The 13,040-nt window shown below is 40.8% G+C and carries 18 protein-coding genes and 2 tRNA genes; 8 read left to right on the top strand and 12 right to left on the bottom strand.

The window, feature by feature from the left end; translation table 11 throughout:
- Positions 1 to 14 precede the first annotated feature (14 nt).
- From NWF01_01785 to NWF01_01765, 5 genes are all read right to left on the bottom strand, one after another.
- Positions 15 to 461, bottom strand: a complete 447-nt coding sequence (locus NWF01_01785) for a winged helix-turn-helix domain-containing protein (protein ID MCW4023749.1) — start codon at positions 459 to 461, stop codon at positions 15 to 17.
- Positions 462 to 589: 128 nt separating this feature from the next.
- A tRNA-Arg gene (locus NWF01_01780) sits at positions 590 to 668 on the bottom strand.
- 137 nt (positions 669 to 805) lie between these two features.
- Entirely contained in the window at positions 806 to 1,108 is a 303-nt protein-coding gene (locus tag NWF01_01775; protein ID MCW4023748.1) for a DUF5658 family protein, read from the bottom strand.
- Between the two features lie 192 nt (positions 1,109 to 1,300).
- The gene (locus NWF01_01770) at positions 1,301 to 1,627 is read right to left on the bottom strand and encodes a four-helix bundle copper-binding protein (protein ID MCW4023747.1); all 327 of its coding nucleotides are present in this window, start codon (positions 1,625 to 1,627) and stop codon (positions 1,301 to 1,303) included.
- Between the two features lie 407 nt (positions 1,628 to 2,034).
- Positions 2,035 to 2,928, bottom strand: a complete 894-nt coding sequence (locus tag NWF01_01765) for a glycosidase (GenBank protein ID MCW4023746.1) — start codon at positions 2,926 to 2,928, stop codon at positions 2,035 to 2,037.
- Between the two features lie 162 nt (positions 2,929 to 3,090).
- On the opposite strand from NWF01_01765, the gene NWF01_01760 reads away from it, so the two are divergent.
- On the top strand, positions 3,091 to 4,281 hold the full coding sequence (locus NWF01_01760) for a glycosyltransferase family 4 protein (GenBank protein MCW4023745.1): 1,191 nt from the start codon (positions 3,091 to 3,093) through the stop codon (positions 4,279 to 4,281).
- A gap of 52 nt (positions 4,282 to 4,333) precedes the next feature.
- The gene (locus NWF01_01755; GenBank protein ID MCW4023744.1) at positions 4,334 to 5,317 is read left to right on the top strand and encodes a glycosyltransferase; all 984 of its coding nucleotides are present in this window, start codon (positions 4,334 to 4,336) and stop codon (positions 5,315 to 5,317) included.
- Here the strand turns inward: NWF01_01755 and NWF01_01750 are convergent.
- From NWF01_01750 to NWF01_01740, 3 genes are all read right to left on the bottom strand, one after another.
- Positions 5,307 to 6,362 (bottom strand): L-threonylcarbamoyladenylate synthase, encoded by a 1,056-nt coding sequence (locus NWF01_01750; GenBank protein MCW4023743.1) that lies wholly within the window; start codon positions 6,360 to 6,362, stop codon positions 5,307 to 5,309. The two genes, NWF01_01755 and NWF01_01750, sit on opposite strands and share 11 nt — an antisense overlap.
- A 14-nt stretch (positions 6,363 to 6,376) precedes the next feature.
- A complete protein-coding gene (locus NWF01_01745; protein MCW4023742.1) occupies positions 6,377 to 6,742 on the bottom strand; it encodes a hypothetical protein in 366 nt (121 codons plus the stop codon).
- A gap of 376 nt (positions 6,743 to 7,118) precedes the next feature.
- Positions 7,119 to 7,271 (bottom strand): ribbon-helix-helix domain-containing protein, encoded by a 153-nt coding sequence (locus NWF01_01740; protein MCW4023741.1) that lies wholly within the window; start codon positions 7,269 to 7,271, stop codon positions 7,119 to 7,121.
- A 102-nt stretch (positions 7,272 to 7,373) separates the two neighbouring features.
- On the opposite strand from NWF01_01740, the gene NWF01_01735 reads away from it, so the two are divergent.
- The 3 genes from NWF01_01735 to NWF01_01725 are packed head-to-tail and all read left to right on the top strand — an operon-like array spanning position 7,374 to position 7,893.
- The gene (locus NWF01_01735; GenBank protein ID MCW4023740.1) at positions 7,374 to 7,601 is read left to right on the top strand and encodes a hypothetical protein; all 228 of its coding nucleotides are present in this window, start codon (positions 7,374 to 7,376) and stop codon (positions 7,599 to 7,601) included.
- On the top strand, positions 7,589 to 7,768 hold the full coding sequence (locus tag NWF01_01730) for a hypothetical protein (GenBank protein ID MCW4023739.1): 180 nt from the start codon (positions 7,589 to 7,591) through the stop codon (positions 7,766 to 7,768). The genes NWF01_01735 and NWF01_01730 overlap by 13 nt, the downstream gene beginning before the upstream one ends.
- Entirely contained in the window at positions 7,744 to 7,893 is a 150-nt protein-coding gene (locus tag NWF01_01725; GenBank protein MCW4023738.1) for a hypothetical protein, read from the top strand. The genes NWF01_01730 and NWF01_01725 overlap by 25 nt, the downstream gene beginning before the upstream one ends.
- 118 nt (positions 7,894 to 8,011) lie before the next feature.
- Here NWF01_01725 and NWF01_01720 read toward each other — a convergent pair whose 3' ends face one another.
- The 4 genes from NWF01_01720 to NWF01_01705 all read right to left on the bottom strand — a co-directional run bounded on the left by NWF01_01720 (position 8,012) and on the right by NWF01_01705 (position 11,191).
- Positions 8,012 to 8,926 (bottom strand): hypothetical protein, encoded by a 915-nt coding sequence (locus NWF01_01720; protein MCW4023737.1) that lies wholly within the window; start codon positions 8,924 to 8,926, stop codon positions 8,012 to 8,014.
- A gap of 5 nt (positions 8,927 to 8,931) precedes the next feature.
- Positions 8,932 to 9,894, bottom strand: a complete 963-nt coding sequence (locus tag NWF01_01715; GenBank protein ID MCW4023736.1) for a ParB/RepB/Spo0J family partition protein — start codon at positions 9,892 to 9,894, stop codon at positions 8,932 to 8,934.
- Positions 9,869 to 11,005, bottom strand: a complete 1,137-nt coding sequence (locus NWF01_01710; GenBank protein MCW4023735.1) for a DNA methyltransferase — start codon at positions 11,003 to 11,005, stop codon at positions 9,869 to 9,871. The genes NWF01_01715 and NWF01_01710 overlap by 26 nt, the downstream gene beginning before the upstream one ends.
- Before the next feature lie 110 nt (positions 11,006 to 11,115).
- Positions 11,116 to 11,191: transfer RNA gene (locus NWF01_01705), tRNA-Met, on the bottom strand.
- A gap of 132 nt (positions 11,192 to 11,323) precedes the next feature.
- Here NWF01_01705 and NWF01_01700 point away from each other — a divergent pair.
- From NWF01_01700 to NWF01_01690, 3 genes are all read left to right on the top strand, one after another.
- Positions 11,324 to 11,995, top strand: a complete 672-nt coding sequence (locus NWF01_01700; GenBank protein MCW4023734.1) for a PAC2 family protein — start codon at positions 11,324 to 11,326, stop codon at positions 11,993 to 11,995.
- A 12-nt stretch (positions 11,996 to 12,007) separates the two neighbouring features.
- Positions 12,008 to 12,244, top strand: coding sequence for a hypothetical protein (locus tag NWF01_01695; protein ID MCW4023733.1), 237 nt, complete (start codon positions 12,008 to 12,010; stop codon positions 12,242 to 12,244).
- Positions 12,245 to 12,418: 174 nt separating this feature from the next.
- Complete coding sequence (locus NWF01_01690) at positions 12,419 to 12,997, top strand: hypothetical protein (protein ID MCW4023732.1); 579 nt, start codon at positions 12,419 to 12,421, stop codon at positions 12,995 to 12,997.
- Positions 12,998 to 13,040 lie beyond the last annotated feature (43 nt).

Below are 13,040 nucleotides of genomic sequence, written 5' to 3'. Positions count from 1 at the left end.
TTTTGTCTCAGAGATTAGTACGGACGTAAAGACCAAAACCGCTGTGTTTCATACCATAAAACAATGCAGACCAAAGCGCCAAAGAGTGCAATAAAAAAGTTTTCACGTGAAAATCTTGAAACCATAAACAGCAAAAAAGCTCCATAGAAGGTTGTGAAGAAAATCGCGTAAAAAAGAAACCTTGGAAAAAGCACCTTGCCAAGTTTAACGTAGTGACGCAGAATTCCAATCTTTACTTCAGCAACTAAAGAGTAGTATCCGCCTACGTCTTGTTTTTTAACTAACCCTAATTCTCTGAGTTGCTCTAAATGGTGATTTGCAACACTGGAACTTGAAAACTTTAGGGCTTTTTGAACTTCGCGAACGCTAACCTGCCCGCCTTTCTTTAGTAAGTACCAGTACACTTTCCAAGCTTTGCCTCTTAGGGCATATTCGATTTCAACTTGCTTTTCAGCATCCACTTCAGCCTGCACCTGAACCGTACCTTCGTAGCCAAGGAATATAAGCCCAAGTATTAGTACATGAAAAAACAAGGTCAACCGTAAAAAGTGCAACAGAAATTGGTACAACATTAGATGCGGAAAGGGCGTGGCGGGCCCGCTGGGATTTGAACCCAGGACCTCCGGCTCCGCAGGCCGGTGTCATAATCCGTACTAGACGACAGGCCCCTGAAACTGGATTATAAAACAGTGACATACTAATAAAAACTTTGGAGAAACTTTGCTTTTCTGGATTAGACGAAGGCACACTTACTAAATGACAAATTAAGAGTACACCTAAAACAACTTTGCATTTGTTGCTGTGTTTATACCAGCATAAAGATTTGACCAATATTCCACGATACCACAACAGAAAACACTGTCAACATCAGAAACAGCGGAAACAGTCTTTTCCCGTAATAGCAAAGCAACCCACAGAAGGCGCCACCAAGCAGTTTTAGCGCTGATATTGGAAGAAAACCCACAGCGTTAACAATAGGATTTAACTCTACACCGCCAAGAGCAAAAATAATGTATGTGGATAAGAAATCAGCAAAAAGCAAAACCTCAACCAAAACCGTGCAAAACAACACTTTCTTAAAAATGCTCTCCAAAACAATCAACTCCAAATTTTAGCTCACAAAAAAGGGAAATTATCAGGTCGCCTGAAAAAAAGCACTCACCATTAACCACTGCCAAAATACCCCCCAAAAGTCCTAAACCCTGAAAAGTCAAATAGTCAAATGATGCTCAGGTATGGGTGGGCATGCACAAAACTGGACCCCACATAGGAGGTTAAGGTTTACTTGTTTTTTCACTGTTTACTTTGCCATTTCTCTGCATGACTCCGCACAGCGGCGGCAAACACTTGCACAATCTTTCATGAAATCATCTTCAAAGCGGTCACAGGTATCTGCGCATTCATCACAAATATCAGCAGTTATACTGCATGTTTGAGGATAATACGAAGAGTTTCTTAGCATGAAATCGGCGTTTAAGTTGCAGATTCTTGCGCAGTCCAAAATCAAGTTGACATGTTCAAGTTCAGCATGTTTGCCAGTCATTTTTAGGCATTTAACCGATGTTTCAGTGCATATTCTAAAACAGTCCACACAGTCTTGGATGCATTCTTTGACTTCTTGGCTCATAACATAAAGTGACTCTTGTATTCGTTCAAGCTGCTCAATTGTGCCTGTCATTTTTCCTACTATTGGTAACTCTGCGGGGACTGCTTCTTCATTTCTTAAATTGTCCTTTATTTTTTCCTTTTCAAAATTCATGTCTCTTGACTGGTTTTCTCTTGTGTCCAGTTTACTGTCATCTATATCAGGTTCAGATAAAGCCTTAACCTCCCTTGCCAACGCTAACAGCTAGTTTATGGTAGGAATTGTTATCGGGGCAAAACGTTGGAATCTTGGCTTAAAATAGTGATTTCGCGGTTTATTCTGGAACTGAACCGTTAGCGTTACATTAATTTTGGGTTTTGAACAATTTAAAAATTTGTGGGTTAAAGTCTGCCACAACACACCAAAAATAAAAGAATTGGAAAGTGCAGTTACTTCTTTGGCAGTAGCTCGTTTAGCTCGTAGCTTGCTCCACAAAGCACGGTGTCTGCTCCGCCATAGTACACTATGACTTGGTCATCGATTTGTACATTTCCGCAACTAAACACTACATTAGGTACAGTTCCCACGCATTCGTAGCCTTCGCAGGGTCTTAAGATTGGTTTTTCTGAGCGGTAGAGAACTTTTTCAGGATTATCCTTATCCAGTAATGCTGCACCAAGCGAATAATGCTTTGCCTTGTCAACTCCGTGATAAATGAAAAGCCAGCCTTCATTGAGCTCAATTGGCGTACCTGCTGCTCCAATTTTTAGGCTATCCCACATTTTATCACGGGGTTCCATTATTGATTTGAAGTCGTACCATCGTTTAAGGTCATCAGAGTAGGAAACACACAGGCTTGGTTCAACACGGTGAAACATCATGTATTTTCCGTCAACCTTACCTGGTAAAATCACAGCATCCTTATTTCTGATGCCTGGAAATGGTAATGTTCGCTCTTGCCAGTTCCAATTGTTTTTTACCAAGTCCTTGACGTCAATTGATGTCAAAGCTATCTGGTAGATAACTGGGAAATCATGATTTCGGTATGCTGTATATGCCATGATACATTTTTCGCCAATCAAGGATAACCGGGGGTCTTCACATCCGTCTCGCTCTGCATAGTGGGCAGGGTGAAAAACGGGTTCATTGAAGCGTTCAGTAATGTTTAAGCCGTCGTTGGAAACTGCGTATCCCAGTCTTGAAACGTAGTCGTCACCTTGCGCACGATATAGAATGTGTACTTGTCCGTTACTGTATATCGCTGCGGCGTTAAAGACGCATAGGTTTTCCCAATTATGTTCTTTTATGGGTTTTAATATAGGGTTTTTTTCAAACCTTTTCAATATTCCCCTCTCCCTCTCTGAAAAATCCCTTCACGGGGCGAAATATAAATCTAGATGTTTTCAAAAAAGCAAAAATCAGGCAAAAAATCGTGTTGTGGTTGTATGGATGCAGTCACATGTGCTTTTACGCCCTTTTAAGGGTATTAAGGATGGGATTTATGTTTGGAAGGGTACACCTCTGATTATTTTGCTTTGGCAAGCATAAAAAGTGTTGCTTATGTTAGTACTTACCCTCCAAGAAAATGTGGAATAGCAACATTTACGGCAGATTTAGTGGCGTCAATCAGCCAACAATACCTACTGGACCAAATGGTGGTTTCAATTGACGGACGCCAACTATTGCAAGGCTTCTATAGGAAAATTTATCATAAAATTAGACGGGACAACAAAGTAGACTATATCTGGATGGCAGATTACATAAACAAAACAAACGTTGAAGTCATAAACATCCAACACGAATTCGGAATCTTCGGCGGCGAATGGGGCAATAATATATGCGCTTTTTTAAGCAAAATAAAAAAACCTATAGTAACCACTCTGCACACCGTTCTTCCGGACTTCAACCCTGATGCTCTGCGTGTTTTTAACGAAATTATCAGCAAAAGTTCTGCAATTGTAGTTATGAACAAAATTAGCCGTTCGCTACTTGAATCCTACGACGTGCCCAAAGAGAAAATTTATCTAATTCCACATGGATGCCCTGATGTGCCCTTGGTTAGCAGTCAACAAGCTAAGTCTCTTCTCGGTTTAGAAGACAAATTGGTTCTTTCAACGTTTGGGCTCCTAAGCAAAGGCAAAGGCATCGAATACGTCATCAAAGCATTGCCAAAAATCCTAAAAAAACAGCCAAACACCGTTTACTACATTTTAGGCGTCACCCATCCTCAAGTCAAAAAAACCGAAGGTGAAACCTACCGAAATAGGCTACGCCAGTTAGCTAAAGATTTGGGTGTGCAAGACCACGTTAAATTTCTAAACAGGTTCCTAAAAAAAACCGAAATAATTACCTATCTCCAAGCTTCAGACGTGTACATTACCCCATATCTGTCTCCAAATCAAGTGAGTAGCGGAACATTATCTTACGCGCTGGGCGCTGGAAAAGCAGTTGTCTCTACACCATACTTACATGCTAAGGAAGCCTTAAGCGATGGACGTGGAGTCTTCTGCGGTTTCCAAGATTCCCAATCAATAGCTGACAGTGTACTTAGCATAGTAAGCAACCCCGTTTTTAAGAAAAGTTTAGAATCAAACGCATACCACTACAGCAGAGCCTTTACTTGGCCAATAGTGGCAAAACAATACCTTGACCTTTTTGACCAAATAACCCACAATATCGAGTTGAAGAGCCATTAGATTACCCAATATAACCCTGCGTTATCTACAATCAATCACCGACGAAACAGGCATGTTACAACACGCTAACTTCTCCATACCCAAACGTAAAGAAGGCTACACAACCGACGACAACTCACGTGCCCTAATAGTCTGCACTAGACATTACAGTTTAAAAGGTGACACAGTTTCTGCCCATTTAGCAAATGTGTATTTGGCCTTTCTTCAGTACATGCAAACCTCTGAGGGAAAATTTCATAATTACCTAAGTTACCCGCGGCATTTCCTAGACACAGACTGCTCCGATGACTGCTTAGGCAGGACCCTTTGGAGTTTAGGATGCACAATAAACTCTAACTTACCAAACGATTTACGGATAGTTTCAAAAGAACTCTTCGATGAATCCCTTCCTCAAATCTGGAATACCCACTCAATTAGAGGATACGCTTTTTGCATACTGGGGCTCTGCCATTACCATCAAACATACCCACAGGACAGTGGTCTTAAAGCTGACATAGAAAAATTAGCTGACAAAATTACCAAAAAATTCAGTGCAAACTCGAAAGAGGACTGGCAATGGTTCGAACAAACCTTAACCTATGACAACGCAAAACTTCCCCATGCACTCATCGAAGCCTATTTAGTGGTTAAAAAACCAGAATACCTAAGTGAAGGTTTGAATTCGCTGGATTTTCTTCTTAAAACCCAACTTATTAACGGTTCTTTTGTTCCAATAGGCAACAACGGCTGGTACCAACACGGAGGAACAAGGGCTGTTTATGACCAACAACCCTTAGAAGCTTCAGCCACTGTGGAAGCCACAGCCAGCGCATTTTACGCTACCAAAAAACCGTTTTATGCCAAGGTTGCCAGAGAAGTGTTTGATTGGTTTTTAGGTAAAAACACGCTAAAAGTCATGATGTACAATCCCGTAACTGGCGGATGCTTTGACGGCATTAACTCTGAACACGTAAACATGAACCAAGGCGCTGAATCTGCAATATCTTATTTGCTGGCGCGGCTGGAGATTGAGCGGTTAAAACAGTTTACACCTTGACAATGTGGTACCCTGAGGCTTTGCGCAGACGATTCATAACTGCTAAACCTAAGCCTTCACTGGACACGCCCTCAACAACAATAACATCTACGCCTTCACTGTCAAATTCTCTAAGCAAACCAAACAAGTTATGAGCAACAGAAGCCAAATCTTCATGTTTTCCCATTGACTTAACCACGTCCGCCTCAACATTTCTTGTCGTTTCCATTGTGGCTAAAACTCCAACTTTGCAGCCGTTTTGTTTGTAGGATTGTGTGAGTTCTTTGATTTTCTTCTCAACCACACCTTGTTCACCTTCAATTAGTACAACTTGGGCTTTGGGTGCGTAATGTTTATGCATCATTCCAGGAGAGCGTGACTCTTTGAGCGACAATTCTTTTTCTGAAGCCACAAACGGATGCAGCACAACTGTACCCAGAACAGCTTTGAGGGCTTCAAAGCTGATTCCGCCTGGACGCAAAAGCATCGGAGGCTCCACACTTAAATCCAAAACAGTAGATTCCACCCCTACACTGGTAGCGCCGCCATCCAATACTGCATCAATGCTGTCCTCTAAATCATCCAAAACGTGTTTAGCTGTGGTGGGACTGGGTTTTCCTGACAAATTTGCGCTTGGTGCCGCGATTGGGCAACTGCTCTGTCTGATTAATGCAAGTGCGACTGGGTGATTGGGCATTCGGATGGCGATTGTGTCTAAGCCTGCAACGGCTTCTTTTGGAACATTGTTTGAACGTTTAAACACTAAAGTTAGGGGTCCAGGCCAAAACTTACTCGTTAGCATCTCCGCAACCTTGGGCACTTCTTTGGCGAGTTTTTGGATTTGGTTGGTGTCTGCGATGTGTATGATTGGTGGATTATCCAGTGGGCGATTTTTAGCGGCAAATAGGTGTTGAACTGCCTCTCCGTTGAGGGCGTCTGCGCCCAAGCCATAGACGGTTTCGGTTGGGAACGCAACTAATCCGCCGCGTTGTATGATGTCTGCGGCGATTTGGATTTTTTCTGGTTCGGGATTGTTTGGGTTTATTTTGATGAGGCGGGTTTTCATTGGGTTCGCCATGGTTAGGCTGGAGTGGGCTCTTTTTGGGGTTGCATGACTTTTTCGAGCAGGCGCATAAAGAATTTTTGTGCATCCAACTCGCTGGCGCGTTCCAGATATATGGAGACCATCGCGATTTTGCCTTTTTTGGCTGCGATGTGCTCGGCAAACATGCGGGCAGATATCGCGTTTTTGTCGCCCATAAGAATTGAGGAAGTGACGGTTCCAAGGAGTTCGGCGGGTTTGGGTACAGCAACCGCGATGGTTCCCATCTTATCCACTCGTTCGCTGAGCAGGATTAGGATGCTGTTTTGTGCTTCCACATAAACTGCCAAAAACGTTGTGTCTCCAGCGGCTAATTCTTCTTTGATTACGTTGGCTCGATCCAAGCAAATCATCCCGCAACCCACAAAGTAACACCCAAAATAAAAAGCTTACACAAGAACCCGGGCATGTTGGGCTTTTGGTTTGGCTTAGGGTGCAAGTAGCGGGTTTTGATTGTGAAAATCAGCCATTACCGACCTCCCCTCTATAGGTTCTGCATTGTATTTCTAATAGGCTCCAAATATGCTGGTTGACCTCTCTCTCTATAGTTTCTGCATGGGTTGGCTATTAGGCTCCAAATAGGTTGCCAATGAACTGGGGCATAAAGAATAGCCCTGAGCAAAACATTTTTCCGCCCACTGGCAACAAAGGGGGTGTGGTTGGGATAAAAAGAATTTTCAGGAACAAAAAACCATATAGAAAAATCATAAAATAGGTGTATTATTGGTTCATTTCTTTTTTCATGCGGCAAACTGCTTGCTCGATTGCGTGGCTACGGTTTTGGAATGTAAAGTTTGAGACGTTTTGGTCTATCCATTCAAGCAAGCCGGAGTCGATTGATAGGCTGATTTTCTTTTTTGCTTTTCGTGGCATGGTTGATTATGGCTTGGCTAATTGTTTAAGTATTGTTGCTACTTTATCTTACTGTAAAATCTTTAATACTACTAAGTAATACTATTTGTAGTGTGGATAAAAATGCAGCTGTCCCCAAAGATACACCTGCCCCATTTGTCTATAAAAAATACAAAAGCATGGAAATGCCAATGCGGCTGCATAATCCCCAAAAAAGACGCGCAACTGTCGGGTGGTCCAAGTTACCCCAAAGGCTACCATGTGCATTGTCCGCAATGCGGCAGAGTGGTTGCTCAATACATAAGTCTAAAAGAAAACCCGTTAGGAGAAAAAGAAACATGGATAAAATAGCTATAATCGCCATTTACTTAGTCCCAGAAGCCAAAGAAACAGCAAACAGCCAAATAGAGACAGAAATCAGCGAAAGCCTCCAGTGTGATTGGCTGCTGAAAACCCATAAAGTAACTGTTCTCGAAAAGAGGGGGTCTGAAAAATGCAAAAAGCCACGTATAACGTAACAGGCATGACGTCAGAGCAGCAACGCGAACTATTCAAAGAATGCATCAACCAAACAGGCTTTACAGCTTTTATAAAAAATCAAAACAAAAAACAAACCCACTACACCTTCCACTACAAAAACTAAACAAACACCAAGTTCCCATAACAACTTACATATAAAAAATTAACCCACTAAACAAAAAACCCTGAAAATAGTGCTTCTTTTGACTAAAAAACTAATTTTATGTTTATCGGTTTGATTGTTAACTATGGACTTTCTGTTTCTGTAAAAATGTTTGGGCACTTTTTTGTATATCGGACCATTTGGTTACAACATCTAAGCCACTTTTCCAATAATCCTCAAATTGTGGAATCTTGGGGTCACGAAATATGTTGTCCCATTGGTTAGCAAGTAAAGAATTTAATGGTGGCAATTGATATTGCTGGTCTTTTGTATATATAAATCGTCCATGCACTGAAGTTGCAGTTAATTTATTGCAAATTACTCTTAATTCTATATTTATTCCATAATCTATCAGTTCCCCCCTAAGTCTTTCGAACTCATTTCGAAATCGTTCGTCGACAGATTCATCAAATACTCTGAGCAATCTAATTTGATCGACTCCAGTAATATCGCCATCTTTAATCGCGTTATAAATGACTTCAAAAACCTTTTTTGGTAAATTTTTTTCAATCCAAAATAAATATTCCTTACAGTTACGAAAGCATTTTTTTAGAGCAAGAATATTTCCAAAGGGTGCGTTAGGGGCGATTGCAGTATTATGATGAGATCTTATCTGTTCAATTGTTGGAGCTTTTGCAGCAATCATTAAATGCATCTGATTATCATTTATTATGTAAATCCCTATGCCATAGCGTGAACACTTCTCGATCACTCCAGGATATGAATACCGCACATCATCAATTATTGCTAAGTAGATATTAATTTCTGGAAATCTATTTTTAATGGTGATATATTTTTCTATCTGGCTTTCAGGTATGTCTTCAGTTGTCAAAATGTCCAAAATGAGTTCTTCATGGTTTTTTGCATAAACGTGTGGTCTCCATCGAATATCGTCGGAAATAGGAACATCTATGTGAACCTGGCATCTTTGTTTAAAATATTTTATGCAAGTGTTTTTTAGCATGTCTATTTGCTGTGTTGATAGACCCGCCATTATTTTCACTCTATTTTCCTAAGAGTGCTGTCAATTATCTTTCTAAGTTCTTTTAGTAGCGATGCCAAATTTTGTTTCCTTTGTTGATTTAGTCTGGCGTCCAAGTCATTGAGAGAATCTATTAATTGGGTGCACTGTTTCTCTACTCCAACACTTTCAATTGTAGGAACTGCTATTTTGTATGCATCGTCAATTGTATAATCTTCATCATCAATTACTCGAGCAATTGTTTTTTCCACTTTAACGTCTGATACTCCTTTCCTGCCAGCTGCAATAACTTTAGGTATTTTTCTGAAATCGGTTTCATTCTTTATTTTTCCATTTTCCCTTTTTTCTACAAATTTTTTAATTATCCCTTCATCTGAATGTTGTTGGTAGATGTTGGCATGGAATTTCTTTATTGAACGAATTGCGCCCATCATCTCTAGGAAAAAATCTTCAGAATATTTTGGCTTTTTTACTTCTTTTTCTTCCTCTTCCAAGATCATACTTTGGTATTCTAAAGGAAGTTTTAGCAGTTCTTTACATCTCTGTAAAGTGCTCACAGTCATTCCTGTTATCTTGGCAAGCTCTTTATCACTTTTGTCTGGGAATGCTTCCAGTATAACTTTCAGTTTTAATGCTGTAGGCATTAATTTCCAATCTTCTCGAACGTTGTGAATGTTAAACATGCGTAAAACATACTCGACTTTACTTGCAGGTCGTGCGATAATGTTAACAGGGATAGCTTTTAGATTTAGCCTTAACGCACAAAGCCATCGTCTTTCGCCGTCTACAAGCGTGTATTTCTCATTTTCTTTTTCAAAAACTGTTAGTGGAACAAGTATGCCTACTTCTTCAATAGATTCCTGTAGGGCTTGCATTTCGCTTTGAGGAAAAATAAGTCGAGGATTATCATCATTGCGTACTATCAGGTCAGGGTGGACTTGGGCAACTTCTCCCTCAGGTGGTACTTGTTGTCTTGACAATTGGTTCACCTGTTTGGTTATCTTTCTTTATCTTTTCAAACACATAAAGGTATTCGTGCGCTATGAGAAAATCAATTTTATTAAACCAAAATTCTGTTGATTTATCATTATGCTGTACTTTAATTATTATCTCTTTCAAAGAAAAACCTGCTTCTGAGAAAATATTTAAGACTTTAAAGCCGACAGGGACAACACACTTGTTTTTTCTCACGTCGCCAATTAGTACTCCACACTTTCCGTCGTCTTTTAGACATTGCCATATTTTGGTTGCAATCAAGTTAAGGTCTTGGCAAAATTTGTCCATACAATGTATTCGTGAGAGATCACCATCTATTGTTTCTGAGTATTGAAATGCATCAAAATAAGGTGGGTGGACTGCAGCAAAAGAAAACAAATTTGGAATATTTTTTTCTTGCAAGATTTTTTCTAGTTCTTTCGAATCTCCCAATTCTATAACGGGTGCTATATTTTTATCGAGCTTTTTAATGCAACTTTCCAGATTTTTTTCTTTAAGTTGAGACACCCTTTGTTTTGTCATTTCAATTGCAAAAGGGCTTATGTCTATGCCAATGCTTTTTCTGTCCATAAGCCATGCTTCAATTAAGGTTGTACCGCCTCCAACAAAGGGATCTATCACCCAATCACCTGGTTTTGTATAACGCAGCAATAAATTGCGTACAAGTTTTGGTGACCAATTCCCTCTGTAATCATTTTGGTGAACAGCCCAGTTCCCCCTATCCTTGAAATCCCAAACAGTAGTGTTTTCAAGAACAAAATTTTCTGGTTCCCATTTATCAATATTTTTTTTCCTGGCAAAAATTGGTTTTACTTTATTTGTTTCCACCAATTTACGAATGGCTCTTTCAACTACAGTCCAGCTAAAAAGTAATTTACCGTCAGGTAGACGATAGCGCTTCATTATCTGATTTGGACTTTTCCCTTCAGCTAACTGGTGTACAAAATCAATCGTCCACTTTTCCCATACATCTGGATGCTCTCTTTTTAGGTGAGGAACCAGCGCACGGTTACATATTTTTCCACAAAAACACTGTATTTTCCTAGAGTCGTTTTCATAGTAAACTTTTATGTCCTGCAGTAGGGGCTGGCTCATATATATCTGTTATATATTTGCGCTATACACTTTTAAAGATAGTCTGTACATATCAAACTATCAATTGGGATTTGTTGAGACTTTTTAGGTGGTTACTTAAAATTGTTTAGTAGCGGGGAGTAGATTTGAACTACCGATCTCTGGGTTATGAGCCCAGCGGGTTAATCCTGGCTACCCCACCCCGCTTCGATGTGTTGCGCGCTGTTTTTGGCGTGCATTCTATGTAGGGTGCGTCTCAGATATTAAAGGGTTTTTTTCTGTTTGTGGGAAAGGTTTTTAGTTATGGGGGTTACCCTACTGGAAAGGAAGGCATGCGTCATGATGGAGCCTATTATTCGTAAACTTTCCGAACCCGTCTTAGAGAATCCCATATTTGTTCAGGGACTGCCAGGTTTTGGCAACGTGGGACGCATCGCCGCGCATCTGCTCATCAACTTCTGCGACGCCAAACCGTTCGCGGAACTCTACGCTCCCAGCTTTCCCGATTACATCTCCATAACCAGCAAAGGCATCGCGCACCTGCCCCGATACGAATTCTACTCAGCCCCAATGGAAAAAAACACGCTAATCATCATGACAGGCGAAGTGCAGCCCAGCTTTGATGATGTAGTGGCGCATTATGTGGTCTGCCAAGAAGTCATCAAATTTGTTGAGTCATTAGGCTGCAAGTTTGTAGTTACCATGGGCGGCGTCCCCATCACAGAGGACAAGGCACAGGTGTACATTGCCGCGACCAACCAGCAGTTAGCCACAGAATTTATGGAAAAAGGCGCAGTTATTTACAGTAAAGGCAGAATTGTTGGCGGAACGGGTTTAACATTAGCATTGGCAAAAGAACACAAGCTTGACGGCGTATCTTTGCTGGGTGCGACTACTGGGTTTAGTGCCGATAAGGGCGCTGGACTTATGGTTTTTAAGTTCTTGATGAAGAGTTTAGGAAAAGAGATAAAAGAAGGATTAAAGGAAAACAGTGTTGTTGAGCAAGTTTAGAGAGGGTGCATGATGACGCAAAACCAAAACATTGAAAATCAGGCAGGTTTCCTGCAGTCTAAATTCAACCGCGTATTCATGATGCTAATCACAATGATTCTGATTTTTGCGGGTCCAACCTATGTGCCGTATGCCATGTTTGAAGTCGCAGGCATAAACTACATCGCCTCCATTCTGACAGGCTTAGTCCTGTTCATTGCGGGCTTGGGCTTGATGGTGTATCTGATAAAACAGAAAGTTATAACCTAAAATTTTGCCTCAGATACCCTAGGGTGCATCATCTAATCAGCAGTTAAGATTCTTCATCGGCACCCCTAAATCTATCCTCCATCCATTAAAGTTTTCTTACCCCATACACAATAATTCTGAAGCTATATTCACTATACACAAAGCATAAATGCAAAAACCAACGAACTACCAATTATGCTTGATGCCAAAAAAAAGCTCCAGGACCTAGACAAACCCGAAGAAACCAGACGAACCACAATCATCCTGGACAAAGAAGAACGCGAATTCATCGACAACCTAATCAAGCAAGGCAAAGAACCCGGCATCAAACCCCTCATCAGCAAAATGCTCGACGTTTACCGTAGCATGATGATTTATGACTGGCGCTTTCCAGGTGAATACTACTGCGGCATAAGCCGTGTCGCATTCATTAATGTGGAACTTGTTAATATTGCCCTGCAATATCTTCCCAAAGACAAATGGGTTGAAATGGGAAAAAACATGGGTGAAGCCCTCAGGGTCTCTATGGAAACTAGTCTTGACATTGACCTGTCCAATCAGGAAAACTGGGAAGACGTCTTTAAACGCCTACGCATCCAAGGATTTGGAGATTTTTACCTCAAAGACAAGTACCTGCTCATAAAAACCCCCTTTATCAATGACTCTCAAATCTGGGAAGGTCTCATGGAGGGGTTGCTGGGTATAAAATTGCAGACAAGAAACTCGGCGTCTCCACTGGTTTTTGAAATAAAAAACAACAGCACCCCCGTTTAGCTTGGCTTGTTGTTTAGTAGTTAAATATTAGGGGGGCAGATTT

It is taken from the genome of Candidatus Bathyarchaeota archaeon, assembly GCA_026014585.1.
GTDB lineage: Archaea > Thermoproteota > Bathyarchaeia > Bathyarchaeales > Bathycorpusculaceae > Bathycorpusculum.
This window is presented reverse-complemented; position numbering and strand designations above follow the sequence as displayed.